At 55.1% G+C, this 26,995-nt stretch carries 26 protein-coding genes and 2 pseudogenes; 20 read left to right on the plus strand and 8 right to left on the minus strand.

Translation table 11 applies throughout. The annotated features are described in order from the left end of the window. Positions 1 to 3 precede the first annotated feature (3 nt). The 6 genes from LKE28_01825 to LKE28_01850 are packed head-to-tail and all read left to right on the plus strand — an operon-like array spanning position 4 to position 6,339. Positions 4 to 1,503 carry a sugar ABC transporter ATP-binding protein gene (locus LKE28_01825; protein MCH3907006.1) on the plus strand — a complete coding sequence of 500 codons (1,500 nt, stop codon included), beginning with the start codon at positions 4 to 6 and terminating at the stop codon, positions 1,501 to 1,503. After that, the gene (locus LKE28_01830; protein MCH3907007.1) at positions 1,500 to 2,537 is read left to right on the plus strand and encodes an ABC transporter permease; all 1,038 of its coding nucleotides are present in this window, start codon (positions 1,500 to 1,502) and stop codon (positions 2,535 to 2,537) included. Before LKE28_01825 ends, LKE28_01830 begins: the two co-directional genes overlap by 4 nt. 9 nt (positions 2,538 to 2,546) lie before the next feature. Beyond that, a complete protein-coding gene (locus tag LKE28_01835; GenBank protein MCH3907008.1) occupies positions 2,547 to 3,587 on the plus strand; it encodes a Gfo/Idh/MocA family oxidoreductase in 1,041 nt (346 codons plus the stop codon). 1 nt (position 3,588) lies between these two features. Beyond that, positions 3,589 to 4,509, plus strand: coding sequence for a sugar phosphate isomerase/epimerase (locus LKE28_01840; protein MCH3907009.1), 921 nt, complete (start codon positions 3,589 to 3,591; stop codon positions 4,507 to 4,509). Position 4,510: 1 nt separating this feature from the next. After that, positions 4,511 to 5,323 carry a sugar phosphate isomerase/epimerase gene (locus LKE28_01845; GenBank protein ID MCH3907010.1) on the plus strand — a complete coding sequence of 271 codons (813 nt, stop codon included), beginning with the start codon at positions 4,511 to 4,513 and terminating at the stop codon, positions 5,321 to 5,323. Positions 5,324 to 5,352: 29 nt separating this feature from the next. Next, positions 5,353 to 6,339 carry a Gfo/Idh/MocA family oxidoreductase gene (locus LKE28_01850; GenBank protein ID MCH3907011.1) on the plus strand — a complete coding sequence of 329 codons (987 nt, stop codon included), beginning with the start codon at positions 5,353 to 5,355 and terminating at the stop codon, positions 6,337 to 6,339. Here LKE28_01850 and LKE28_01855 read toward each other — a convergent pair. The 5 genes from LKE28_01855 to LKE28_01875 all read right to left on the minus strand — a co-directional run bounded on the left by LKE28_01855 (position 6,281) and on the right by LKE28_01875 (position 11,969). Further along, the gene (locus LKE28_01855; protein ID MCH3907012.1) at positions 6,281 to 6,847 is read right to left on the minus strand and encodes a DUF5698 domain-containing protein; all 567 of its coding nucleotides are present in this window, start codon (positions 6,845 to 6,847) and stop codon (positions 6,281 to 6,283) included. The genes LKE28_01850 and LKE28_01855 overlap by 59 nt on opposite strands. A 69-nt stretch (positions 6,848 to 6,916) precedes the next feature. Continuing rightward, complete coding sequence (locus LKE28_01860; protein ID MCH3907013.1) at positions 6,917 to 8,659, minus strand: heparinase II/III-family protein; 1,743 nt, start codon at positions 8,657 to 8,659, stop codon at positions 6,917 to 6,919. Further along, positions 8,643 to 9,128, minus strand: coding sequence for a helix-turn-helix domain-containing protein (locus LKE28_01865; protein ID MCH3907014.1), 486 nt, complete (start codon positions 9,126 to 9,128; stop codon positions 8,643 to 8,645). The genes LKE28_01860 and LKE28_01865 overlap by 17 nt, the downstream gene beginning before the upstream one ends. Position 9,129: 1 nt before the next feature. Then, positions 9,130 to 10,227, minus strand: a complete 1,098-nt coding sequence (locus LKE28_01870) for a response regulator (GenBank protein ID MCH3907015.1) — start codon at positions 10,225 to 10,227, stop codon at positions 9,130 to 9,132. Next, the gene (locus LKE28_01875; protein MCH3907016.1) at positions 10,227 to 11,969 is read right to left on the minus strand and encodes a histidine kinase; all 1,743 of its coding nucleotides are present in this window, start codon (positions 11,967 to 11,969) and stop codon (positions 10,227 to 10,229) included. The genes LKE28_01870 and LKE28_01875 overlap by 1 nt, the downstream gene beginning before the upstream one ends. Before the next feature lie 206 nt (positions 11,970 to 12,175). Between LKE28_01875 and LKE28_01880 the strand changes: the two genes are divergently transcribed. The 13 genes from LKE28_01880 (at position 12,176) to LKE28_01940 (ending at position 22,702) form a co-directional block, all read left to right on the plus strand. Beyond that, positions 12,176 to 13,474: a sugar ABC transporter substrate-binding protein gene (locus tag LKE28_01880; protein MCH3907017.1), complete on the plus strand. Its 1,299-nt coding sequence runs from the start codon at positions 12,176 to 12,178 to the stop codon at positions 13,472 to 13,474. Positions 13,475 to 13,545: 71 nt separating this feature from the next. Then, on the plus strand, positions 13,546 to 14,433 hold the full coding sequence (locus LKE28_01885; GenBank protein ID MCH3907018.1) for a sugar ABC transporter permease: 888 nt from the start codon (positions 13,546 to 13,548) through the stop codon (positions 14,431 to 14,433). Between the two features lies 1 nt (position 14,434). Then, positions 14,435 to 14,950 (plus strand): hypothetical protein, encoded by a 516-nt coding sequence (locus LKE28_01890; protein ID MCH3907019.1) that lies wholly within the window; start codon positions 14,435 to 14,437, stop codon positions 14,948 to 14,950. After that, positions 14,841 to 15,272, plus strand: a complete 432-nt coding sequence (locus tag LKE28_01895) for a carbohydrate ABC transporter permease (protein MCH3907020.1) — start codon at positions 14,841 to 14,843, stop codon at positions 15,270 to 15,272. Before LKE28_01890 ends, LKE28_01895 begins: the two co-directional genes overlap by 110 nt. A gap of 2 nt (positions 15,273 to 15,274) precedes the next feature. Next, positions 15,275 to 16,420, plus strand: a complete 1,146-nt coding sequence (locus LKE28_01900) for a glycoside hydrolase family 88 protein (GenBank protein MCH3907021.1) — start codon at positions 15,275 to 15,277, stop codon at positions 16,418 to 16,420. 7 nt (positions 16,421 to 16,427) lie between these two features. Then, the gene (locus LKE28_01905; protein MCH3907022.1) at positions 16,428 to 18,077 is read left to right on the plus strand and encodes a heparinase II/III family protein; all 1,650 of its coding nucleotides are present in this window, start codon (positions 16,428 to 16,430) and stop codon (positions 18,075 to 18,077) included. 31 nt (positions 18,078 to 18,108) lie between these two features. Next, positions 18,109 to 18,387 carry a hypothetical protein gene (locus LKE28_01910; GenBank protein MCH3907023.1) on the plus strand — a complete coding sequence of 93 codons (279 nt, stop codon included), beginning with the start codon at positions 18,109 to 18,111 and terminating at the stop codon, positions 18,385 to 18,387. 75 nt (positions 18,388 to 18,462) lie between these two features. Continuing rightward, positions 18,463 to 18,663, plus strand: coding sequence for a cation transporter (locus tag LKE28_01915; protein MCH3907024.1), 201 nt, complete (start codon positions 18,463 to 18,465; stop codon positions 18,661 to 18,663). 2 nt (positions 18,664 to 18,665) lie between these two features. After that, the gene (locus LKE28_01920) at positions 18,666 to 20,807 is read left to right on the plus strand and encodes a heavy metal translocating P-type ATPase (protein MCH3907025.1); all 2,142 of its coding nucleotides are present in this window, start codon (positions 18,666 to 18,668) and stop codon (positions 20,805 to 20,807) included. 197 nt (positions 20,808 to 21,004) lie between these two features. Beyond that, on the plus strand, positions 21,005 to 21,304 hold the full coding sequence (locus tag LKE28_01925; protein ID MCH3907026.1) for a hypothetical protein: 300 nt from the start codon (positions 21,005 to 21,007) through the stop codon (positions 21,302 to 21,304). Positions 21,305 to 21,346: 42 nt separating this feature from the next. Further along, the gene (locus tag LKE28_01930) at positions 21,347 to 21,856 is read left to right on the plus strand and encodes a winged helix-turn-helix domain-containing protein (GenBank protein MCH3907027.1); all 510 of its coding nucleotides are present in this window, start codon (positions 21,347 to 21,349) and stop codon (positions 21,854 to 21,856) included. Between the two features lie 50 nt (positions 21,857 to 21,906). Then, a complete protein-coding gene (locus LKE28_01935) occupies positions 21,907 to 22,413 on the plus strand; it encodes an IS630 family transposase (GenBank protein MCH3907028.1) in 507 nt (168 codons plus the stop codon). Positions 22,414 to 22,441: 28 nt separating this feature from the next. Continuing rightward, positions 22,442 to 22,702 (plus strand): tyrosine-type recombinase/integrase, encoded by a 261-nt coding sequence (locus tag LKE28_01940; protein MCH3907029.1) that lies wholly within the window; start codon positions 22,442 to 22,444, stop codon positions 22,700 to 22,702. Between the two features lie 40 nt (positions 22,703 to 22,742). Here LKE28_01940 and LKE28_01945 read toward each other — a convergent pair. After that, positions 22,743 to 23,957, minus strand: a pseudogene (locus tag LKE28_01945) (IS256 family transposase). Positions 23,958 to 24,001: 44 nt separating this feature from the next. Beyond that, positions 24,002 to 25,201, minus strand: a complete 1,200-nt coding sequence (locus LKE28_01950; GenBank protein MCH3907030.1) for an IS256 family transposase — start codon at positions 25,199 to 25,201, stop codon at positions 24,002 to 24,004. Between the two features lie 109 nt (positions 25,202 to 25,310). Between LKE28_01950 and LKE28_01955 the strand changes: the two are divergent. Continuing rightward, positions 25,311 to 25,679 (plus strand): annotated as a pseudogene (locus LKE28_01955) (tyrosine-type recombinase/integrase). Positions 25,680 to 25,974: 295 nt separating this feature from the next. On the opposite strand, the gene LKE28_01960 reads toward LKE28_01955, so the two are convergent. After that, positions 25,975 to 26,955: a hypothetical protein gene (locus tag LKE28_01960; GenBank protein MCH3907031.1), complete on the minus strand. Its 981-nt coding sequence runs from the start codon at positions 26,953 to 26,955 to the stop codon at positions 25,975 to 25,977. Positions 26,956 to 26,995: the final 40 nt, after the last annotated feature.

The following is a 26,995-nucleotide window of genomic DNA, read 5'->3' on the forward strand; positions in this document are numbered from 1 at the left end:
CTCATGCGTGTTGACATGCATTCCATTTCCAAATCATTCGGCAGTAACTTGGTATTGCGCCAGGTCGATTTCTCGGTGCAAGGAGGGGAAATCCATGCCTTGCTCGGAGAAAACGGTGCCGGAAAATCCACCTTGATGAACATTCTGGGAGGCGTCATTCCTAGGGACAACGGCGAAATTCTTCTGGATGACAAACCGGTGGTGTTCACTACCCCAGCGGAGTCATTGCACAGTGGCATCGCATTCATCCACCAGGAACTCAACCTGGTCAATGACCTGACCATTTACGAAAACCTGTTTTTGGGAAGGGAGCTGAAGAAACGGGGTTCTCTGCTTGATACCGAAGCGATGATCAAGCAAACGCAGGATGTCTTTGACCAGATGGGACTGCATCTTGATCCCTGCATGCTGGTCGGTGACCTTGACGCCTCGTACAAACAGATCGTGGAGATCAGCAGGGCAATGATCGAGCACGCCTCGATCATCATCATGGACGAACCGACTACCAGTCTGACGGAAACGGAAATCCAACGGGTGTTCGCCTTGATGCGCTCGTTGCAGCAACAGGGTGTGGGAATCGTATTCATCTCCCACAAGCTCAGGGAGGTGCTGGAGATATGTTCCCGCTACTCCGTCCTGCGGGACGGTGTCCTGGTGGCCAATGGTCCGGTAACACCGGAACTGACCACCGCACAACTCGCCTACCACATGGTCGGGCATACCGTACGTGCCATCAATCTCCAACGGAATGAGCGGCATGAGGAAGTGGCGCTTCGCCTTGACCATCTGACCGATGGATTACAATTCAGGGACATCTCCCTTGCTGTGCACCGCGGAGAAATCCTCGGTGTCACCGGATTATTGGGGGACGGACGGAGCGAACTCTTCCAATCGGTATTCGGGTTCGGAGCCCCCTATCAAGGTCAGGTGACGCTGAAAGGCAAGCCAATCCATTGCCACTCGACATGGGATGCGATCGCACATGGCATCGCCTACGTCCCCCGCAACCGTAAGGAAAACGGAATCATCAAGGATCTGGATATTCTGGAAAACGGGTCCATCGTGATTCTGAAACATCTCACTCGTCATGGCTTGATCAACCAGAAGAAGGAGTTGGACACCTTCTCCGAACTGGTCAAAGAACTGTCCATCAAACTGGGGAGAGTTACCGACTCCATCACCAGTCTGTCGGGGGGAAACCAGCAGAAGGTGGTGCTGGCGAAATGGCTGGCCAGCAACCCCAGCGTCCTGATTTTGGACAACCCAACCCAGGGTGTGGATGTCGGAGCCAAGGAAGAAATTTATGACATCATCCTGAAACTTGCCGAGCATGGAGTGGCCGTCATCGTGCTCTCCAGCGAAGCGCAGGAAATCATCAGGGTTTGCAGCCGTGCGGTGGTGATGTTCCATGGAGCCATCATGGGAGAGGTCACCGGAGAAGCGATGACTGAACACGCCATCATGCGTCTGGCAACCGGAGAGGAACAAGGAGCATCATCATGAGCACACGTGCGGAGAAACAAGGCATCATCACATGGTTTCGGAGAAACTGGGCGGAACATCCGCTGTTCTCCACGGCATTCGCGCTGGTAGTGATGATCCTTTTCCAGACACTTGCGTTGGGTTTCGACTTCCCCACATTCGGTCGATGGCTGTCCACTTGGTGCCAGAACTGGATCAACATCCTAAGAAACAACGCCAACATCGGCGTCATCGCGCTGGGCATGACGTTCGTCATCATCTCCGGCGGCATTGAACTAGCCGTTGGCTCCACGCTGGTCGCCATTGGGGCGGTCGTCATGGTTGCCATTGACACCAGCGGCAAAGGATGGTTTCTTTCCTGGGGACTTACCGGGGTGCCAGCCTATTTTCTGGCCATAATCCTGGGTCTTGCCGTCGGTTTCGTACTAGGAGAATTGACCGGACTGTTGATCACCAAAGGAAAAATTCCACCGTTCATCGCCACGTTGGGTACGATGAAGATCTGCCGCTCCGTCACGCAACAGTTCATGCAGGGATACAATCCGGTTGTGCCCAAAGGATTTCTGAAAATCGCAAGTACGGAAATTGGAGGCCAGATGGTCATGCCGATCATCTACTGGCTGATCCTCGCCTGGATCCTAAATCTCGTCGCCAAACATACGGCGTTCGGCAGGCATGTGTATGCCGTCGGATCCAATGAGCGGGCGGCCAAACTGTCCGGTATCAACGTCCAACGCGTCAAACGGCTGGTGTACATGTTGATCGGCGTCCTCGTCGCCGTCTCTTCCATCCTGCAGGTCTCACGTATCGGCGCGATGGACTACGCCAACGCGGGAAGCGGATATGAAATGGATGCCATCGCCGCCGTCATCGTCGGAGGCACCAGCATGTCCGGAGGCCGGGGCACCATCGGAGGCACGGTCCTTGGCGTGTTGATCATTGCCGTTATGAACAATCTCCTCAACTTGTTGGGAGTCCCCCCATTCCTTCGGGAGGCATTCAAGGGAATCATCGTCATCTGCGCCGTGTTGCTGCAGAAAAAAGAGAAAAACTAGGAGTCACCTATGGTAGGCATTGGAATCATTGGCTGTGGAAAGATCACACAGGTCAGGCATGTACCGGAATATCAGGAGAATCCCGACGCGAAGATCATCGGCATCACAGACACCAACAAGGAACGGGCGGTAGAACTGGCCAAACGTATTGGTTGCAGGTCGTATGACTCTGCGGACGAACTCCTCTCCGATCGTTCCATCGATGCCGTCAGCGTCTGCACGGCGAATTTCACCCATGCCGAGTTGACCATCAAAGCACTACGTTCCGGCAAACACGTCCTGTGCGAGAAACCGATGGCCACCACTCTGGAGGAATGCGAACTGATGGTCAAGGAAGCGGACAAGGCTGACAAGTTCCTGATGATCGGACAGAATCAGCGTCTGGCAAAAGCCCATATCCGGGCGAAAGAACTGCTGGGACAGGGGGCTATCGGTAAAGTCATCACGTTCCGGACCACCTTCGGTCATGGGGGACCGGAAACTTGGAGCATTGATCCCGGGAAAAACGTCTGGTTCTTTGACAAGCAGAAGTCGGTGATGGGTGCCATGGCGGACCTGGGCATCCACAAGACAGATCTCATCCAGTACCTCCTCGGGACGCACGTGGTGAAAACGCAGGCGGTGCTTGCCACGCTGGACAAGAAAGACGCACAGGGGAATCCCATCGGCGTGGATGACAACGCCATCTGTATCTATACGATGCAGAACGGAATCATCGGCACGATGACGGCAAGCTGGACGTTTTACGGCAAGGAAGACAACAGTACCATTCTGTATGGGACCGAAGGCATCATGCGCATCTACGATGACCCCACCTACTCCATCGTCATCATCCGCAAGAACGGAGAGAAAACGCTGTACAACATCGATGCCATCCAAACCAACGATCATCAGACAAAAAGCGGCATCATTGACGCATTCGTCGAACATGTACAGCAAGGGACACAACCGGAGATCAGCGGGAAATCGGTGCTCTCCGCCATGCGGGCGGTGTTCGCCAGCATCCAGTCCTCACAGACAGGGAAGGCGATCACCATCAAGGAGGATTGAGATGAAGCTCGGATTTGTATCAGCAATTCTGGACCAAGAAGATTTCCATGGCGTCATCACCACAGCACACGATTTGGGGTTTTCCTGCGTCGAGGTGGCCTGCTGGCCTCATGAGGCGGCGGAGCGAAGATATGCGGGGGTCTGCCACATCGATACGGAAGCGCTCGATAAGAAACAGGCAAACGAAATCCTTTCGCTTTGCGAAGCCCAGCAGGTTTTCATCTCCGCGCTCGCCTACTACCCCAACCCGCTGGATCCAGATGAAGCCAAACGAAAACGGGTCATCGCCCATTTATACTCCGTCATTGAAGCAGCGCAGATGCTCAACGTGAATCTGGTCACCTCATTCATCGGCAGAAACCAGTATCTCTCCGTGGAAAAGAATCTGGAACTGATACGCGCCATCTGGCCACCAATCGCCCGGTTCGCCGAGGATCATGGGGTGAAGATCGCCATCGAAAACTGTCCGATGTTGTTCGATCATAACCAGTGGCCAGGCGGACAGAACCTGTTCACCAGTCCGGAACTCTGGAAAGCCTGCATGGAGATCATCAATTCTCCGAACCTTGGCATCAATTATGACCCCAGTCACTTTGTTTGGCAACAGATGGATTACCTGACACCGATCCATACGTTCAAGGATAAACTGTTCCACATCCATTTCAAAGACATCAAACTGGAATGGGAGAAGCTGGCGCGGACGGGTGTACTGGCCTATCCCCTCTCCTACATGACGCCGAAGATACCCGGATTGGGGGATGTAGACTGGGGAAAATTCGTCAGCGCCCTGACTGATATCGGATACCACGGACCGGCATGCATCGAAGTGGAGGACCGTTCGTTTGAGGGGTCGAAAGAACGTGTTTGGGAGAGTCTTAGGCTTTCCAAACGGTATCTTTCCCAATTCGTTCCGGAGGTGTGACATGAAGGAACGGATCATCGCCGTCAACTCCAACACCTACCATGGATTCAGCATTCAGGATGCGGTGAAAGGAATCGTCGCTGCAGGCTTCCATGCCATTGAGCTTACTGCCACCAAAGGATGGACGGAGCACGTGTTCCCCACGATGAGCTTCCACCAGCTTTGCGCCATCAGGGAGCTGCTGGCGAATCATGGACTTGCCGTCATCGCGCTCTCTGGCCATTGCAATCTGATGGATCCTCAACGCATCCCGGATTTTATCGACAACATTCGTCTGGCCGATTTCTTCGGCGCACGGACCATCGTCTCCTCGGTTGGGGAAGCACATCTGAAGAACCGGACAACCAGTTCAGAATCGGTGCTTCTGGAGAATCTGCGGGGATTGTTGCCGATTCTTAAGCAGTATGGCATTCAATTGGTGCTGGAAACCCATGGGACGGAAGGGACAGGAACCGCCATTGACAAGATCGTAACCGCTCTTGACTCTTCTTCTGTTGGCATCGCATACGATACGGCCAATGTGATCTTCTACGGCGGCGTGAAGGATTTGGCCGATCTCTCTTCCTGTGTGGAAGCGGTCCGCTACGTACATTTGAAGGATAAAGCCGGAGCTTCCAGCGAATGGAATTTCCCTGCGTTGGGAGACGGGTATGTGGATATTCCCGGCATCCTGGGATTGCTGGATCAACGAAACAACTCCTCCCCGCTGAGCATTGAAATAGAATTCACCCCGGAAACGCGCTCATTGGAAACCGTCAACCAAGCGGTCCAGCGTTCCGCGACGTATCTGGGCTGTATGGGATACCGCCTATGACCACCATCGCATTAGTCGGAACAGGAGGTATGGGGGCGGTACATTACGCCAATTGGCAACACATCGAAGGCGCAAAAATTGTTGCGGTTGTCGGTCACGGACAGACAGATCAGGACAAGGCGTTGGCATGGGGCGTGCCATTCTTTGAACGGCTTTCCGATGCCAACGCGTGGACCATGTTTTCCGTGGTGGACATCTGTACACCTACATTCCTCCATGCTCAGATCATTCGGGAAGCGTTAATGTTGGGAAAGCATGTAATTTGCGAAAAACCGCTGACTCTTTCCTCCTCTGAAGCGGAAGATTTGTACCGGCAAGCGGCCTTGATCGGAAAACAACTCTATACCGCGCAGGTCCTTCAGTTCACCAAAGCGGTTTCCACCCTACACAGGTTGGTCGAGGAACACCGATGGGGGGATGTATGTTCAGCCCACTTTGTCCGCCTATCGGAAGCTCCAGCATGGAGTTCCGGCGGATGGTTGTTCGACAAAACCCAAAGTGGGTTGATCCCCTTTGATCTGCACATCCATGACCTGGATGTGATCATCAGCTTGTTCGGAGCGCCACAGGAAGCGACGATGTACCCCACGGGGGATCCTGAAAGCCATATTAGTTTCCGCTACCGGTATCCCTCCCGTCTGGTCACCGCCGAAGCTGCCTGGTACCACGCTAAATTCCCATTCACCGCTACGTGGCGCGTAGAGTTCGATCACGCCGTAGCCGTCAATACGGGAAACGAGGTGATCGTGTACCCGGAGGATGAATTCCCCATCCATTACGACACCAGTGACCCGGTGGTGGTCTCCACCGGCATCAATGTCCCTCCGACCGGCTGGTACTACAATGAACTTTCCCATTTTCTTTCCTGCATCCAACAGGATATCCCCTCTCCGCTGGTACCCAAAGACCGGATCATTACCGTACTTCGTACCATCGAGGAAATGGAACAGGAGCTGCTCACTTCCCCGGCGTTGAGGCGACCAGCGTCCCACCTTCCATCTCCACCGACGGGGTGACAGCGACCACCGCCTTGGGGTCTGCCTGATGGATCAAATCCTTGGCAAAGGGAACCAACTTGCGTTTGACGGTCATCAGCAGTACGGTTCTGCCACACTGATCCCTGCCACTCGCGTGGAAGCGGGTCATGGCGAAACCTTTGGACCGAAGGAGCGCCTCGGCGGTCTTTGCCTGTTCCTCTTCCATGAAGATCACGGAGAGCATGCTGGTGCCGAAGGCAAGTTTCGCCTCAATCCAGGAACCGACAATCTGTCCCAGGGAGAACGCGGCGATCAACAGGAACACCCGAAGAGGATCGCTGGCGAAATCACTCAGCACGTTGGCTGTGATGACCACCCAGAACGTGAACTCCAACGCGGCGCAGAGCGCCCCGGTGATCCGTTGCCCTTTGATGATCAACTGGGAACGCAACGTGGCAAGGGAAACTTCGATCAGCTTCCCGAAAAACACCACGGCATACACCCAAACCGAATGCCCCTGCAAAAATTGTTCCATTGCGCCCAGCATCACCCACCCTCCTCCATCCGGCCGTCCGGCCGGAGATGCCTTCAGATTCTTTCTTGATTGATTGTCCGCTCACCATAGCAGGTTTTCACCCAGGGCGCAAGCATCACACCACCTTCCAGCGGATCGTCCGGAGAAGCGGACCAGCGTCCTCCAGATCGACCCATGCCACGCCCGCTGGAGCCGGGGATCGGTCACCGGAATCTCCTCAACCGTAGCCGAATCATTCCCTCGGTCTCCTACCGCGCCCAAGGTACCGAACCGAATGGCATTTCCTTGGATCGATGGCTTTTCCTGGCTGACCAAGGTGAGAATTCCTTCCGCTCCGTCCATTTCATCCATGACCTGAAGGCTCTCGCTCATATCCACCGTCCGGTGGTAGGAAAACCCTTCCTTGGCAGGATACAATCCGGACAGATCCATGGTGATCACCTTGCCGTGTTGGACAAGCGGTGGTTCCTTGCCATCGGAGCTCTGTTCCCCGCCTTCCGGGTTGGCCACGTTGTGCCATGGGGAACGCATCGTCCAGATGGTGTACCGTTGGGGTGAGAACGTCAGTTTGGTGTACGTCTCCACGCCGATGTCGATGAGCAGCGGCTCGCCCTCCTTGAAGACGATCACCGAACCACCATCGTTGTGCTGGTGGCTGCCGCCATTGGCGCTGGCCTTCAGAGAAACAGCCAGGTTCCCCTGCTTGGAGACAAACAGCCGGCAGGACGGATACTCCACCCAGTCCGGTTCTGGAGCATCGGTTTGGTCCTTCAGCGCCTCATCACTTTTCACCAATGCCAGATACCGGATGAACAGGTCGCTTTCCGAGGTAAGAAGCCGTTCCTCCGGGGTGGACAGCTCCAGTTGCCTGCGGGAGAAGGCCATCAACGGAGCGCTTTTCATCGCCTTGCCGAACAGGTATTCCCGTACCCCGGACAGCCCCGTGCACGCCGAGCAGTCCCCCCAGTTGAAGAAATACCGGCCGTTGACGTGCATCGAGACGATGAAATCTGCCATCCTCTGAAGCTTGTCGTTCTCCCAGACATCAGAGAGTGCGCCTCCTTCCACCTGGTCAAGGATCTCAAGGGCGAAGAACAGGCAGAGCGCCGACCTCCGGTAATATTCCGCCCCTTCGCTGCAACAGCCGTCATCCGGGAACAGGTCAAAGTAGACGGACAGCGTCTTGGTGGCGATGGCCACGGCCTTTTTGCGTTCCGCGTTGGTCGTATCCGTCTGGAAGACGGAGAGGAGCACGTTCTGCGTGCACCACGGCGACCAGTTCACCGGACGGGGGTTCTCCCCCCGTGCCATCCACCAGAAATCCTTGGAGAGGTACGGAACGACGATCCGCTGGTGGATCTCCTCGTTGATCCGTTTCCGGATCTCCTTTGGAAGTGCATCACCCAACAGGACGGCGGCGGTGGACAGCGTTGCGCCGCTCTCCGCGGCGAACAGGTCGATCACTGGATCCTGGGGGTCGGGAAACGGCATCACATCAGTATCCCTGATATGGAGATTATGGGCGGGCAGGCACCAGGTGGTCTCTTCCAGCACTGCCCAGAGGCCGTCCATGATTTGGTCGAGGAACCGCCCTTTCTTTTCCACCCATTCGCCCAGCACCAGGGATGAGAGCATCCGCCTTCGGGTGAAATACCGCTTCTCGAAACTCGGCGCGCTCTCCGTTACGGGTATACGCCAGATACAAGAAAGCGGGATCATCGGGAATTCCTTCCCCAGACAGGCCTCCGCCTGTGTGATGATCAACGCCCGGTCTTCCGGCAGGATGTCCCCTGCGGGCAGCGTCCACTCATGCGTCACCGCCATCGATTTTCCTCCCATACAATTTTTGCACGTAATCCCGAGGGGAAAGCCCCTCGTGTTTCTTGAATACCTTGGAAAAGTAGAACGCGTTCTCAAATCCCAACGCCCCGGCGATCTCGTACACCTTATACGTACCCAGCCGGAGCATCTCCTTGGCTTTGTCCATCTTCACTTCGGTGGTGTATTCCACGAATCCCATGTCCCCGTACTTGGCGAACAGGGAACTGAGATAGTTCTCGCTGAAACCGAACACCGAAGCCACATCAGAGAGGGAAAGCCGTTTGTCCAGATTGGCCTTGATGTACTCCTGGACCTTGCGCACCACCACGCTGCGCCAATCCTGCCGACGCAATGTCATCACATGGGCCATTCCTTCGGAAAGGATATCCAGATACCGGATGCAGTCGGCGACGGAACGGGCCTGGTAGATCACCCGATAATCCATCTGGCGCTGGGCAAACAATTTCTGCACTTCAGCCTCTCCATCGGGAAACATGGTGTAGACCAGAAACAACACCCCGCTGACGGCCGGAAACGGCGGAAAGCAACGAGACGTTGTCATCCAGAAACGCCTTGCCCATCTGTCGGCACAGGGCGCTGAACGCATCCCCATCCATTTCGGTCAATGCCTGGGAAAGGCGCTCCCGGTACGGACTGAGGTCGAACCGCTCCGTACGCGCCTCATCCAGGGCAAAAACCAACGGATGATCTTCCGTCGCCTTCTCCGCGTTCGCCCGGGCTGACGCGAAGGAAAGATCACAGCGGACCAGTCCTTCCACCTCTTTGCCCACGGCGCCTTGCATGTCCAACGAGAAGTAGTTGCGGATCACCGTGCGCGCCTTGTCCAACGCACCACGCAGGATCGTCTCCGCCGGCCGCGGCTTGGAGGAAAGGAAGAACAGCACCACCACGTGGCGCATGTCCAGCGGAATGACATGGCAGGAGGCAAGGTTGGACAGCGTCTGGGCCAGCATCCGGGATGCCGCATAGTACTGGGTGCTCTCTTTGCCGTCCCCGCCTCGAAACGTCAACGCCGCCACGGCGACATACGGAGTCTCTTCCTTGATGCCCACCTCGGCAAGCTGGGGGGCATCCACGGCAAGGCCGTTGAGCAACCGGAGGTACGTCCTATCCTTCAACACCTGAAGCATCACCTCATCGTTCTGCGGCGTTCCTTCAGAGAGGTGTTCCGCCTGGATGCGGGCGATTGCCTTGTCCAGGGCGGTGGAAAGCGAAGCGGGAGTCAGTTCCAGTTTGACCAGGTACTCCACCGCGTTGAGATTGATGGCCTTCTTGACCAGTTGGAATTCCTCGTAGCCGGTAAGCAAAATGAACAGGGGGAGCTTCCGCCCTTCCTTGACGCACCTTTCCATCACCTCCAGACCGGAGAGAAGCGGCATCTTGATGTCGGTGATCACGATGTCCGGCTTGCTTTCCTGGATACGATCCCACAGTTCCCTGCCGTTTCGTGCCGTGGCGACAATCTGGGCATCGTGTTCCTCCCATGGGATGATCGACTGCATGCCGATGAGCGTAAGCGGTTCGTCATCGGCGATTACCACATGGTACATCAGGTTCCCTCCTTGGACGACAGGGGAAGAAGAATCATCACCCGGGTGCCTACCCCCGGCGTGCTCTCCACCGTCATGCCGTACGGCGAACCGTACATGGAGACGATCCGCTGGTTGACATTATACATCCCGATGGACTTGAACATCCCGTCCGCCCCGACATCCCGTTTTTCCAAAAGCGCCTGGATCTGGGCCTTTTCCATCCCCACCCCGTCATCAGCGATGGAGAACAGCACGTCCCCGCTCTCGGTCTGTTCGGCGCTGATGGTGATCGTCCCGCCCCCCTTGGGCTCCAGCCCATGGAAGACAGCGTTCTCCACGATGGGCTGGAACGTAAAGCGGGGAATCCGTATATCCAAAAACCGCTCCGGCACCTGTTTCTTCAGCTCAATCGTCCCGCCGTACCGGTAATTCTGGATGACGAAATAATCGTCCAGCAGGGAGAGCTCCTCAGTGATGGTGCACCACTCCTGGGGGCTTTTGGAAACGTGCCGGAGGAGATTTGCCAGGGCGGTGGTCATCTCGGCGATGCCGTCGGCCTTCTGGATCGTCGCCATCCACCGGATGGAGTTCAGCGTATTGTTCAGGAAGTGCGGGTTGATCTGCGCCTGGAGGATCCGGTACTCCAGTTGCTGCCGCTCCTTGGCGTCTGCCAGCCTGCCTTTGATCAACCCATCCACCTGGGCGGAGAGCTCGTTGATGCCCCGTCCGATGTCTCCCAGTTCGGACTCGTACTCGATGGAAGGATCCCAGGAGAAATCCCCACCAGCGATGGCGTGCATCTTCCGCTGGATGGCGCTCACCGGCTCCCGCACCTCCCGGTTGAGAAGCAGTGTCAGCAGGGCGCCAAAGGCCAGAAGCATCCCGGCGACCATCAGGATCAACAGCAGGAGCGGGAGGGTCTCTTCCCTGCTGGAGTACGGCACTCCCTGGGAAAGGAACACGTCAGCGCCATCAATCTTGGTGGAGACGACCATGTGGCTGCCTCCACGGGTACGGGTCACGTCCCCGGCGACGGACGGGAGATTCCATCCCCCCACCTTCACCTTGGCGAACCGTCCATCCTCAAACCGGTAGGAAACATCCCCCAAGGTGAGATACAACGGGCTTTCCGCGTCGGAATGGTAGCCTTTCAGCCGGTCGGTGAGAAAGGAGGCGGAAATTTCCAACAGCAGATACCCAAGCGGGTGTCCGGACTGCGGTCCGTACCCGTACAGCGGCTGGATGACGGGCAGCACCTGTCCCGCATCCGCATGCAGAAGAGGATCATCCACGATGTCACAGAACGCCTGGTAACGGCCGTCCACGGGAAACAATGAGGTGAAGTTCTCCACGGTAAGCGGCCTGCTCTCCACCGTTTGGGAACCGACTTGGATCAGGTTGGTGTGGTTCCTGTCGACGACCACCATCCGGTACAGGCTCTCCTGGGAACGGTTCTCCGAAAGGATCCGGGAAAGCTCATCGTAGGATGCGAGCATCTTCAGCGCGTCACCAGGTTTTTCCAACCAGGTGGTGATGACAGAGTTCTGCCGTACCCTGCGGCGCGCCTCGGTGATGTCACGCAGGTCGCTCCCCGTCAAGGCGCTGACCAGCTGGAGATTGTACTGTGCCGAGTTGGCCCGGCTTTCCAAGGCGTTCCGTTTGTACGTGATGGCGACGAACAGCCCGACGGACAGGGCGACCAGCGCCATGACGAGCGTGGTGATCATCACAAGTTGCCGTTTCAGCGTATGCCGGACCATAGGGACAGTGTACTCCAAAACAATCGGTTTTGCGCGCGTGAAAAAATACATCTTTTTACGAAATATGGCATGTGTTTGCCAAAACTCTGTGAAAAATCGATGAAATATTCCATGCATTGGAGAGTATTTTCCATATACGTCAATGAAAAACGGGTGGACACTTTTGGTATCAATGCAAGGATTCACGCATGAGGAGGTTTTACGTTATGCGTATTCTCAAAAAGACCGTAGTACTGGCGCTCGTCGCACTGATGGCGGTCACCAGCGTATTTGCCAACGGCACGAGTGAAGCGCCGGCGGCAAGCAATGCCAAGACGGAACTGGTCTGGGCGGTGTGGGATATCAATTCCACCGCGTACTACCAACCGTTGATCGATGCCTATGAGGCGAAGAACCCCAACGTCACCATCCGTATGGTTGACCTTGGTTCTGCGGATTTCATGACTGCGTTGCAGACCCAGCTCGCCTCGGGCAGCAGCGAATTTGATGTCGTGACCATCAAGGACATCCCGGGCTACAACAACCTGGTGAAAAAGAACATGCTGGTCAACCTGAACGACTACATCGCCAAGGACGGCGTGGACACCAAGCTGTACGGCGGCACCACCGAGCAGATTTCCGTCAACGGCAATCTGTACGCCCTTCCGTTCCGCTCTGACTTCTGGGTGATCTTCTACAACAAAGGGCTGTTCGACAAAGCCGGTGTGGCCTATCCGACCAACGACATGACCTTCGAGCAGTACGACGAGCTTGCCCGCAAGATGACCAGTGGCAGCGGAGCAAACAAGGTGTATGGCGCCCACTATCACACATGGAGAAGCTGCGTGCAGTTGTTCGGCATTTTGGATGGCAAACACGTCATCACCCAGCCGCCGTATGACTACCTGAAGCCGTACTACGAGATGGTGCTCAATCAGCAGAAAGATGGCATCTGCCAGAACTATGCCACGCTGAAAGCGTCCTCCATCCACTACTCCGGCCAGTTCCAGAACGGATCCGTCGCCATGATGAACATGGGTTCGTGGTACATCGCAACCCAGATCCAGAAAGTGGCCGCCGGTCAGGCTGACGCTTCCAAGGATTGGGGCATCGTGAAGTATCCGCACGCCGAGGGCGTCGAGCCGGGTTCCACGCTGGGGACGATCACCAGCCTGTCCATCAGCCAGGGGTCCAAGAAGAAGGATGCGGCTTGGGACTTCGTCAAGTTCGTCACCGGTACGGAAGGTGCTGAAGTGACCGCCAAGACGGGAACCATCCCCGCCATCATGTCCGATTCCGTCGTGGACGAGATCGCTTCGATGCAGGGCTTCCCCACCGATGCCAACAGCAAGGAAGCGCTCCACGTCGCCAAGGCGTATCTTGAGATGCCGCTGAACGACAAAGCCGGACAGATCGAGACGGTGCTCAACCAGGTGCATGACGAGATCATGACCTACAACATCTCCATCGATGATGGCTTGAAGAAGATGAGCGAACAGGTCCAGAAAGTCCTGGACGCCAAATAACCCGTCCGTAAGAAAAGATGCCGGAGCTTTTCCTCCGGCATCTTTTTCGTTCCGACGTATCGGAGAGGATCATGTCAACCAGAAAAGCAGAGATCAAGAAAACGCTTGTCGCCTATTCGTTCATCGCGCCGAACTTCATCGGATTCGCCGTTTTCACCTTGGTGCCGATGATCTTCGCCTTCGTCCTGGCGTTCCTCGATTGGGATGGATCGCCGTACAATCCCATGCATTTCGTGGGATTCAAGAACTTCGCAAATCTCGCCGGCGACGAACAATTCCTCGCGGCGTTCAAAAATACCATCATCTACACGGTGGGTACCGTACCCCTTACGTTGATCATGTCCCTGCTGCTTGCCGTGCTGCTCAACCAGAAACTCAAGGGACGGGATTTCTTCCGCACCGTCTGTTTCTTCCCCTATGTCGCCTCCATGGTGGCGGTGACGGCCGTCTGGAACATGCTGTTCAACCCCGGCATGGGACCGGTCAACGAAATCCTTCGTCGCCTGGGGGTCGCCAATCCTCCGGGGTGGTCGGCGGACAAGGACTGGGCGATGACCACCATCATCATGTTCTCTGTCTGGAAGTACATGGGCTACTACATGATTTTGTACCTGGCAGGACTGCAGGGCATCAACCCGGAGTTGTACGAGGCGGCGAACCTGGACGGGTGCAACGGCTGGCAACGGTTCCGCAACGTCACCCTGCCCCAGCTTTCCGCCACCACATTCTTCGTGCTGGTGATGCTGGTCATCCAGTGCTTCAAGGTGTACGACATCGTCTACATGATCACCCAGGGAGGACCGGGAACGGCCACGCTGGTGATGGTGTACGACATCTACAACAAAGCGTTCGTCTACTCGACCTTCGGCGCGGCGAGCGCCGAGGCGATCGTCCTGTTCGCCCTGGTGCTGGTCGTCACATTGATCCAGTTCCGCGGCGAGCGCAAGATGGAGGCGTGACATGCAGGTAATCAGCACCAAAACCCGAATCCTTCACGTCATCGTCTACATTCTGCTCATCCTCTGCACCGCCTTGATGGTCCTGCCGTTCCTGTGGATGCTCTCCGCGTCCCTGAAGCTGGACAAGGATGTGTTCACCTTCCCCATCCAGTGGATTCCCAAGCATCCCCGCTGGCAGAACTACAAGGACATCTGGACGGAGATTCCGCTGCTCACCTTCGTGAAGAACACGGTGAAACTCACCTTGATCGTCACGCTCCTGCAGCTGTTCACCAGCTCGTTCGCCGCCTACGCGTTCTCCAAACTCCAGTTCAAGGGGAGAAACGCGTTGTTTCTGGGCTACATCGCCACCATCGCCATGCCGTGGCAGGTGTACATGGTCCCCGCAGTTCGTCATGATGAGCAAGATGGGGTTGAACAACACCCACCTGTCGATCATCTTGCTCCAGGCGTTCTCCGCTTTCGGCGTGTTCATGATGAAGCAGTTCTACTCCAGCATCCCCACCGAGTTGTGTGAAGCGGCGCGGGTGGATGGCATGACGGAGTACGGCATCTACTTCCGCATCATGCTGCCCCTGTCCAAGCCAGCCCTTTCCACCCTGACGATCTTCACGTTCGTCAACACGTGGAACGACTTCTTGGGACCATACATCTACTTGACCCGGCAGGAACTGAAGACCATCCAGATCGGATTGAGAATGTTCATCAGCCAGTATTCCCAGGAATATGGCTTGATTATGGCGGCCTCGGTGATTACCCTTATCCCGGTGCTGATCGTCTTCCTCGCCCTGCAAAAGTACTTCGTGCAGGGAATCGCGACGAGCGGCCTGAAAGGATGAACATGCAAGCGATCACCGCAACAGAACGTACCGAAGCACTGGATGACGCACTCGCCATCGTCAAACGCAATATTCCCCGGTATACGGAGCAGTGCCAGAACCACTCCTCCGTCCACCACTGGTATCCGGCCTGCGAGAACGACCAGTGGACCTGCGGTTTCTGGCCGGGGGAGCTGTGGCTCTCCTGGGAGCTGACCCATGACGACACGTACCGCCGCTGTGGGGAGGCGATGGTCAGAAGCTTCGACCACCGTATCCGGAACAAAATCGCCGTGGAACACCACGACATGGGGTTCCTGTACACCCCGTCGTGCGTCGCGCCGTACCTGCTCACCGGGGACGAAACGGCCAAGGAAGCGGCGATCCTCGCAGCGCGGCAGTTGATCACCCGGTTCCAGAACGTCGGGGGATTCCTCCAGGCGTGGGGACCGATGGGAGCCAGGGAAAACTACCGCTACATCATCGACTGCCTGCTGAACCTCCCCCTGCTGTACTGGGCGAGTGAGGTGACCGGGGACGAGACGTTCCGAGAGATCGCCATCACCCACACCAGAACCTGCCTGGACCATTCGTTCCGTCCGGACCATTCGACGTACCACACGTTCTTCATGGATCCCGTCACCGGAGAAGGGGTGCGCGGTGAGACCTGCCAGGGCTACCGCGCCGATTCCTCTTGGGCGCGGGGACAGGCCTGGGCCGTCTACGGTCTTGCCCTGTCGTACAAGTACACCCAGAATCCCGATCTCCCCGCCCTGTTCGACGGCGTGACGGACTACTTCGTCTCCAAACTGCCCGAAGACATGATCCCCTACTGGGATTTGATCTTCCAAAGCGGCGATGAGCCGAGGGATTCCTCCTCCGCATCAATCGTCGCCTGCGGGCTGCTTGAGATGGCCCGTCTGGTGCCGGAAAAAGCCGACAGGTACACCCAAACGGCCAAGCAGTTGATGGGCTCCCTGGTCCGCTCCTACCGCGTCCACAAGGACGATGACGCAAACGGCCTGGTGTACCATGGCACCTACTCCAAGAAATCTCCGTACAACAGCTGTACGGAGGAAGGGGTGGATGAATGTGTCAGCTGGGGTGATTACTTCTACCTTGAGGCGCTGATGCGCCTGGAGAACCCTTCCTGGAAGGAATACTGGTGATACCATCATGCAGCAAGCGACGTTTTTCAAACGGCTGGAGAAAGCCTATCCCCTCACACAACAAACACAGAGATATGGGAAGAAGCAGTTTCCCAAGGACGTAGAGGAGACCATCGCCTTGGCCGATCAGATCGCCCAAAACGCGTTCGTCTTCACCCTCCGCTGGGACATGGAGAAAACCAGCAAGCCGGTGCGCTTTCCCAACACGATCGACTGGCTGTACCAGCCGGGGGATGATCCGGAATTCATCTTCGCGTTCAACCGGATGCGCTTCTGGGTGACGTTGGGTCAGGCGTATGTGCTCACGGGAAACGAGACATACGCCAAGGCGTTCGTCTCCCAGGCGGAGAGCTGGATCCACACCGTCAAGCGGGACGATCCCGCCTCCGCCAACGCGTGGCGGACCATCGAGGCGGGGATCCGGATGGAGAACTGGATGAAAGCCATCCGGTATTTCCAGGGCTCCCCCGCCCTGACGGACGACTTCCTTGACCTGTTCTCCCAATCAATGCGGGAGCACATGCGCTTCATCATGGGCGTATGGAACAGCTTCAACATGCTCTCCAACTGGGGGGTACTGGCAAACCATGGATTGTTCATGGCATCCACCCTGCTGCCCCAGGACGAAGAGACAACGAAGGCCACAGCGGAAGCCATCCGTCGACTTTGGGAAGAACTCTCCATGCAGGTGTACGACGACGGCGTGCAGTGGGAACAGAGCGCCATGTACCACAACGAGGTGCTCCACGACTATCTGGACGTGCTGTGGGTCGCCAAGAAGCTTGGCGTTCCACTTCCCCAAGCGTTCACGAACCGGGTGCACAAGATGGCCCAGGCTGCCGCTGCGTGGCAGAAACCCGACGGGACAGAACCATTGAGCGGGGACAGCGACAGGATCGACCAGCGGGATCTGATGGAAAAAGCCGCCGTGATCTTCTCCGATCCGGCGCTTCGCGCCAAAGGTGAAGCTCATCTCTGCTTTGACGCGTTCTGGGAGGTGGGGCTTGCGGGGGAACGGAGCTACCAAAAGCTTCCCAAAGCTCATACGGATCCATTGCTTCTTGCTCTTTCCGACGCGGGCCAGGTGTATTATCAGAAGAACGGAACCTATCTCCGCTTCAAGGCGGGAACATTGGGTGCCGGCCATGGGCACGCCGACCAGCTCCATCTGGATCTGTTCGCCCAAGGGGAAGACATTCTGGTCGACGCAGGGAGATACACCTACGTCCCCAAACCGGACCGGTACGTTTTCAAGGATGATGCCGCCCATAATCTGGTGACGGTGGACGGGAAGAACAGCTATGTCTGCCAGGACAGCTGGTCGTACTCCAAGATGAGCAAGGCGTACGGGCTGAAGTGGAATGAGAAAAACGGTCTCTGCCTGTTCCAGGCGGGGCACCTGGGCTACTACCAGGACGGAGTGTTCATCTCCCGCTCGGTCATCGTTCTCTCCCCCACCCGCTTCGTCATCGTCGACCGTCTGTATGGTGACAAACCCCACACGATGGAAGCCCATTTCCACTTTCATTCACGCGGAACGGTCAGGCACGAAACCAAACAGCTTCTCCTACACGGGAAAGAAAGCCAATGTCTGGTTCAGCGCCATCAACGCGGAGCAACTGACGCTCTCAGACAGCCGGTACTCCGAACGGTATAACGAGGAACAACCAAACAAGGCAGTGACTGCCATGCGTCATATCGGCCGCTTCGGCTCGATCATCACCGTGGTGGCCATCGGAACGCCTGCCGAGATCCACAAGGTTCCGGTGAAGAGCACGTTCAAAGGTACGGTGTTCTCCGATGACCAGGTGGAAGCCGTCTCGGTGGATGGCACCATCGTGGTGGCCAGCCATTACGAGTGGGGTTCCCCGACAGACAGCTTCCAGGTGGACGGCCACGTCGGCTGGGGCCAGTGCGTCGTCTTCCGTCCGGGTGACACAAACATCGGCACCGTCCTGGAATACTGAGCATCTTCCCCTCTGCTGTACATTCCCTTGACCTTTCGTCGGGGAATGGCCATATTGTTAGCGGAGGGTAACAATATGAAGACTACAATCAAAACGAAAGGGATGATGTGCACCGGATGCCAGAAGCGGGTTACGACCGCATTGAACCAGGTGGAAGGCATCCACGATGTGGATGCGTCGTACAAGACCGGTGACGTCAACCTGACGTATGACTCCGAAGAAGCGCTGAAGAACGCAAAACAAGCCATCGAAGACACCGGTTACGAGGTGGTCTGATCATGGAAAAAAAGGACATCTGTGTCGGGGACATGGAGTGCGCAGCCTGCAGCGCGTCCGTTGAACGGGTGCTGAAGAAGCTGGACGGCATGCAGAACGTGGCGGTCAATCTCGCCACGGAGAAAGCCCATGTGGAGTATGATCCACAAAAGCTCTCGTTGGATAAGATTGAGCAGACGATCAAGAAGGCGGGATTCTCTGTCATTGAGGACGAAGCGGAGCAGAAGGAAGTACGAGACACAAAAATGCTCTCCCGGAAAATCCGTCTGTGGATCGCCATCGCGATTTCCATTCCGTTGATGCTGTTCTCCATGGGCCACATGTTCGGCCTTCCCACGTTCCCGCCGGTTGTCCAGTTGATCCTCGCCACGCTGGTGATGGGATGCGGCTACACGTTCTTCACCCAAGGGTTCAAGAACCTGTTCCTGCTCCATCCCAACATGGACAGCCTGGTGGCCGTCGGCACGACGGCAAGCTATGTGTACTCCATCGCCAACATGATCAACGGGAACCACATGCACCTGTACTTTGAAGGTGTGGGGACGATCATCACGCTGGTCATGCTGGGCAAGTACATGGAGGCGAAATCCAAGGAAAAGACCGGGGCTGCCATCAAGAAGTTGATGGAACTGGCCCCGGAGACCGCCACGGTGATCCGTAACGGCCTGGTCAGCGTCATCAACGCCAAACGGGTCGTCGTGGGAGACGTGGTGCTGGTCAAACCGGGAGAGAAGATTCCGGTGGACGGGGCGATCACCGAAGGGGCCACGGCGGTGGATGAATCGCTGCTGACCGGTGAGAGCATGCCGGTGGAGAAGAAGGTCGGAGACACCGTCTACGGCGCGACGATCAACACCACCGGAGCCATCACCTACACGGCGACCAAGGTTGGTGGGGATACGGCCCTGGCCAACATCATCAAGCTGGTCCAGGACGCCCAGGGCTCCAAAGCCCCGATCGCCCGGATCGCCGACCAGATCTCCGGGTACTTTGTCCCGGTGGTGATGGCCATCGCGCTGGGAGTGTTCCTGGCATGGAAGCTGACCGGCTCCTCGCTTGACTTCGCATTGGGTACGGCGGTGAGCGTGCTGGTCATCGCGTGTCCGTGCGCCCTTGGCCTTGCCACCCCTATCGCCATCATGGTGGCAAGCGGAAAAGGAGCCCAGATGGGCATCCTGTTCCGTAACGCCGGCTCCATTGAGGAACTGCACAAGGTCAAGACCATCGCGTTCGACAAGACCGGTACGCTGACCCAAGGCAAGCCGGTGGTCACCGATCTGGACGGAGATGCCGATCTCCTTGCCGTCGCGGCGTCGCTGGAGCAGGCAAGCGAGCATCCGCTTTCCAAAGCGATCGTACAGAAAGCCCAGGAACAGAAGCTCACCCTCTCCAAACCCACTGATTTCCTTGCCATTGTCGGCGAAGGAGTTGTGGGCAACGTAGATGGCAAACCGGTGAAGATCGGCAACCAGAAGTTGATCGATATCCCGGAAGCGTACCAGAAGAAGATGGAGAATCTTGCCAGCCAAGGCAAGACGGCCCTGGCCGTCTCGCTGGACAACCGGGTGATCGGCATCATCGCCATCGCCGATACCCTCCGGCCGGAGACCAAACAGACCATCGCCACGTTGAACCAGATGGGCGTCCATACGGTGATGCTCACCGGAGACAACGAGCGGACTGCCAAGGCCATCGCCGCGCAATGTGGTGTCTCTGACTTCGTCGCAGGCCAGCTTCCCGGACAGAAGGAAGAGACGATCAAGAGCCTCAGGGCAAAGTATGGTGAGATCGCCATGGTGGGGGATGGCATCAACGATGCCCCTGCCCTCGCCCAGGCTGATACGGGAATCGCCGTAGGAAGCGCCACAGATGTCGCCAGGGAATCGGCGGACGTAGTCCTGGTACGCAACAACCTGGAAGACGTGGCCAAGGCCATCAAGCTCTCCCATGCGACGATGCGGAACATCAAGCAGAACCTGTTCTGGGCGTTCTTCTACAACTGTCTGGGCATCCCGGTGGCGGCAGGACTGCTGACCTTCTTTGGCGGTCCCACCCTCTCCCCGATGATCGCCAGCCTCTGTATGGCCTTCTCCAGCCTCACCGTTGTCACCAACGCCCTCAGGCTGAACCGCTTCAAGGCATAACCAACCAACGGCAGGAACCCAACCCTTCCTGCCGTCTTTCTTGCCCATTCACAACAAACCACAAAACATACACACCCACAAACCCACCCTATCAAGCCCAATTTTCCATCACTTCCCAAGAAATAACAAACCGAACACAATCTTTCACACCCACCAATCCAACACTCCCTTTCGTTACGTAAATGGAGATTTACGTTATGAAGAAAAAGTTTGTGTTGGTGTTGGCTCTGGTTCTGTTGGTTGCCACCACTGCGGCATTCGCAGGTGATGTCAATTTCTCTGGACGGGCTCGTGCTGGGTATGTATTCAAGTTTACGGATAGTGGAACTGCGATTACAGCCAAATACCCCACTGAAGCCAAAATCAATTTTGTGGTAGCTGATGCGGATGGGTTGTGGACGATTACGTACAAGACGATTGGTGCTTCGGCAGTCTTTGGATCGAATGAGAAATTTGGTGCTATAGTAAACGTCAAAAATATATTCTCTTTCAATTAAAGTTCTCTCGTGCTACAATTGTTGTAGAATGAGGAGAGCTTTATGAACAACCGTAAGTTCAAGACCGATAAATCCACTCTGATACAAGAAGGGAAGCAGATAGTAAACACCACGGAAGACGGAAAGTACATCAGGAAGGTAACCCTGGTGAACCTCATGCTGCGAGGCGTATCAGCTTCCCAGATCGGGGATGCTGCCGGGGAAACAACCAGAACGCTTACGATGTGGATGAAATCGGTCGATGAGCATGGCTTCGAATCCCTGAGGCCCAAGAAGCAGCCGGGGAGACCTTCGAGGCTCTCAAAAGAACAAAAAGAAAATATTAAAGACGACATAACCAAAGATTCTTCTGTCTTCGGATACAACGTGTGGGATGGAAACACCCTTTCCGACCATATCGGCAAATCATATGGCGTGACCCTTCAGACGAGGCAGTGCGAACGGCTGTTCCATGAGCTCGGTTTCTCGCTCATCAGGCCCCAGACCTTCCCTGCGAAGGGGGAACAGGACAGCGAAGCCAGGGAAGCGTTTAAAAAAAACTCGAAACCCTGACCTCAGACGAGCAAAATATCATCGTTTACCAGGACGAGGTACACTTCAGCATACAGAGCACAGTTGCCCGGGAATGGGCGAAGAAGGGCAGCAAGCCCCAGGTGAAATCGTATGCAGGGCGGAAGAACGCATCCTACAGTGGATTCGTTATTCCTTCCGACGGAAGGCTTTTTGTCTCAAAGCCGCTGTGGTTCAACTGGGAAACCACCATCGAGAGTTTCAGGCAGTTCATCGCCCGATGCAAAGTCGATGAAATCAACAAGAGGATCGTCCTCGTCTTGGACAACGCCCCCTGGCACAAGAAAGCGAAGCGACTTGTCGAGAAAGAACCCGAGTACCAGGACATCCGTGACAGGATGACCTTTGTTTCGCTTCCTCCATATTCCCCCGACTTGAATCCCATCGAGCAGGTGTGGAGAATTACCAGGAGGGAAAAGACCCACAACCATTTCTGGCCCGACTTCACGAGTCTTTCTACCACTCTTGATTCCTGGTTTGCCTCACTGAGCAATCCAAATGAGAAAATCAGGACCCTCTGCTCATTCAAACCAAACTGAACCAATCAATGACGTTTACTATAAGATCATGCAAACCGTCAAGGAAACCCTTACAGACGAAGAAATTGAGAAGATCAGAGAAGCATGCGAGACACCACGTGATATTGCATTGATCGACTTCCTCCTCTCCACAGGTATCCGTGTGAAAGAGCTGGTGCTGCTCAATCGTTCAGACATTGATTTCCAGGAACGCCAATGCAAGGTTCTGGGAAAAGGGGTACCGTCAATGATCTTTCGCACATTTAGCCTCCACTTGGGCGGTCGTCAGCCGACTGGGGGGTGTCAATAGTTTTGTGTAAATGATTTCCTATAGTTTTTCCTCTTCCTTCGAACATTATAGAAAACTGGTTCAGTGCGGCACCCCAATTGGATATTGGCATGGTCCATTTCTTAGAGGCCTTGTTTATCGCAAGGTACATGATCTTGTAGATTGAGTCGTCGGTAGGGAAGGCCGCCCGGTTCTTCGTTATTTTGCGCAGCGAGAAGTTCAAGGATTCTATGGCATTGGTGGTGTAGATGATTTTCCTGATCTCTTGAGGATACTTGAAGAATTCCACGAGATCCTCCCAGTGGGTTTCCCAAGACTTCCGGATCATGGGATATTTGGCATTCCAAGTCCCGCCGAAGTCCTCAAGACTCAATAGGGCCTCCTCCTCGGTTGATGCCGAATACACCTTCCTCAGGTCCCTGCAGACCGCCTTCAGATCCTTGTAGGAAACAAACCTGGTGCTGTTGCGCACCATGTGGACGATGCACAGCTGGACCTTGGTCTGGGGGAAGACGGCCCTTACCGCATCGGGAAAACCGGTCAGCCCGTCCATGCAGGCTATGAATATGTCCTCGACCCCGCGGTTCTTCAGGTCGGTGAGGACCCCCATCCAGAACTTGGCCCCCTCGTTCTCGCCGAGATAGAAACCGAGGACTTCCTTGCGCCCCTCCATGTTGATCCCAAGTGCTATATGCAGGGCCTTGTTCTGGTTCTTGCCGCCTTCCCTGCTATTCACCCGCAGCGCATCAAGATACACGATGGGATAGGCGGGAGACAGCGGCCTGTCCCTCCACTCCCTCACCTCGGTGAGAATGCTGTCGGTGACCCTGCTGACAAGCTCTGCCGAGACCTCCACCCCGTACATGTCCTGCAGGTGGGCCTGGATGTCCCGTACGGTCATCCCGTTGGCATACAAGGCAATTATCTGCTCGTTGAAGATCGGCAGCCTCCTCTCATACTTGGGGACCAGCACCGGTGAGAACTCGCCGTTCCTGTCCCGGGGGATGCTGAGCTCGACCTCCTGGTCCTGGGTCATGACTTTCTTGGTGGAGTAGCCATTGCGGCTGTTACCGCTGTTGTCGCCCGCAGATTCGTTCTTCTGATATCCGAGATGGTTGTCCATCTCGGCTTGCAGAGCTTTATTGAGGATGCGGGAGGTTAATGCCTTGACCAGGCCATCTTGCCCGAACAGTTCATCTTGGGTGACCCCATTGAGGTCCAGTTGGTCGACGATTCCATCGATGGCATCTTTCTCTCGTTTGTTTCTCTTGGCCATTTGCTGCTCCTTTCATTAGCATAGCAGATTTCCATTTACACAAACTATGTTACACCCTCGCCGACTGATGACGAATTTGCCTCCTGATTCTCCAGATACTTCATGCTCATGTACCGTTTCTCTCCCCAGGCCGTCCCTTCAACGTGTCGCAACCTGGCACAGACAAGCATGAGTGCGCTATTGCCGTCAGGGAAAGTCCCGACGACCCTCGTCCGCCTTCGTATCTCCCTGTTCAGCCTCTCGATGACATTGTTGCTGCGGATTTTGCTCCAGTGTTCCCGGGGAAAGAACATGTAGGTCAGCGTCTCATGGATCCCCTCTTGTATCTTGGATGCCGCCTTGTCCAGTTTCATCTGCCTCAGCTTCTCGACGACCTGTTCTGATTTCTTCATGGCGCTCTCATGGTCCTCCTGCGCATGGATGGCCTTGAGCATCGCCGCCACCAGCTTCACCTTGCTCCGGGGAACCACGCTGAACACATTCCGGTAGAAATGCACCGTACACCTCTGGTATCGGGCCTCGGGAAATACTTCATTCACCGCTTCCAACAGTCCCAGGTTCCTGTCGCCGATGAACAGCTGGGTTCCTGACAGGCCCCGGCTCTTCAGGTCCCTCAAGAAACTTCTCCAGCCTTCAGTATCTTCCTTCATCCCTTCACAGGCTCCCAGAACCTCACGATAGCCGTCGCTGTTCACTGCCATGGCCACCAGCACCGCCACATTCTGGTATTCTCCGCCCCAGGTGCGCTTGAGATAGATGCCATCCAGATACACATAGGGATATTCTCCCTGTAACGGCCTCTGCCTCCATACCTCGATGTTCGCATATACCTTCTGGTTCAGTTCGCTGACGGTCCCTGCGGATACCCGGGAACCCCATAAGGCTTCGGTGATGTCCTCCACACGTCTGACCGACACTCCGGCCAGATACATCTCCACCAGGGCTTCCTCCACGCTGCTCTCCCGTTTCTGGTAGCGCTGGATGATCGCTGTCTCGAACGTCAGCTTGCGCAGCTTGGGAATCTTCAGCTCCACATCCCCGGCCTTGGTCAGTAGATGTCGCTTGTAATGTCCGGCCCGTGTATCGGTCCGGCTCTCCGTCCTCTCGTATCTCTGGGCGTTGGTCAGACGGTCCGCTTCCTCATCCAGAAGGGTATTCAGCGTTGCCTCGACACTTTCACGTACCAATGTACCCAGCTGCTGTTTCACTACATCCTCATTAAACTGTATAATCTTCTGTGACATGGTCTGTCTTCTCCTTGGTTTCTTGTGGTGTTTGGTTACCTACATTCTACCAAGTGGAGGCGGACCATGTCTTTCATGGCCTCATACCAATGTGCGAAAAATATCGTACCTTATCGGAAAAGGGAACAAGGAACGTGAGGTGTATTTTGATGCAAAAGCAAAGATGCATCTTCTCGAATATCTCAATTCCCGTACAGATAATAATCCTGCCCTCTTTGTCGCACTACGAGAACCGTTTGAGCGCATGAGCATCACCGGAATTGAGATTAGAGTAAAACAAATCGGATTCAAGGCCATTCACAAACGAGTGCATCCCCATAAATTCAGAAGGACATTAGCAACCATGGCCATTGATAAAGGTATGCCGATTGAACAGGTGCAGAATCTCCTTGGACACGTAAAGATAGACACTACCATGCATTACGCTATGGTGAACCAGGAAAACGTGAAGATGTCACATAGGAAGTTTATTGGTTAAGCAGTTAACAGAAGGAAATTCGTAAATTTATACAATCTTCCATATTCATCAATATTCATATGATGATTAACAAAAATAAGCAACATATAAATGTTACTCTTCAGCGATAAATGCGTATTTAGTGTACGTAATTGGTAACAAGCTATTATTATAATCGTATTTTTTTTGAAAAGTGAAGTACCAAAATTGTGAAACTGTTTTTTTAATATCCTGAATTAACTATTGGACTGGATATCATAAAAAAACTGCTATGGGAACTCCCACAGCAGTTATAAACATATTGCTTAACCCAAAATTAGAACGTGACTTCCACGGACGGGGTCAACGAGAAGGCTTCACCCTTAACATCGTAAGAACCGTCCAAAGCATAGGTCACGCCACCCATCTTGTAATTTGCACCGGCTTCGATCGTCGTTGCAATATTGGAAAGATCTTTCAAAGTAAGCTTGGCGTACATACTGGCATTCTTAATACCGCTGTAGGAAACCTTGGCGATCACGTTGCTCGTCCCAGCAAACAGCTGATACTCGGCATATGCGCTGAGATCGGCATAGGAACCACTGACGGCAGCAAGAAAATCACTTTCCTTCTGTCCCAAGAAGTACACTTCCTGAGCGGAAGCGGAGAGGCCAAAATCCAAACCAGCAAGCTTCGCAATGTCGATCATCACGGAACCGCCAACGGCACCAGTAGCATCATCACTGGCAGGACTCTGGAACTCGTTCTTTGCATAGTTGGTATAACCGGCAGCAACACTCATGCCCTCAACCGGAACAATCTTTGCACTTACCAAGAACGGATGATTCGTTGCATCGGTAGGATCCAAAGCAACATATGCGCTGGCAAGCGAAGAATAACCCACGGTCAAAGCAGAAGAATATGCACCTTTCATTCGGAGCTTCAGACTAGTACTATTGGGATCGCTGTAAACGGTCAATCCGTCCATCGTAGTGGAGTTACCAATGTCGAAGGTAGCGGTTACATCGCCCATATCGACACCGTTGGCTGCCAATGCTTTATCCAAATAAATAGAAAGCTTGCCACCAATTTTATTACCGAAATCCAGCGGGCCGCTCCCCACCGAAACCTTCCAAAAGTCATCGGCAATGCTCAAGCCATCGATACTAATTTCTGTACTCGCATTTACAGCTGTAATGCCGGGGAATGCGAACTTGTATCCGGCCTTAAAGGATCCGGTCAGCGTAACAGGAGCAGCTGTCACAGCAACCGCAGCCATAAGCACCAGAGCCAACACCAACACAAACTTTTTCTTCATAACGTAAATCTCCATTTTTGCGTGAGAATTAATTGTAAAT

Origin of the sequence: Sphaerochaeta sp. (genome assembly GCA_022482495.1) — a bacterium.
In the GTDB taxonomy this organism is placed as follows: Bacteria; Spirochaetota; Spirochaetia; order Sphaerochaetales; family Sphaerochaetaceae; genus RUG023.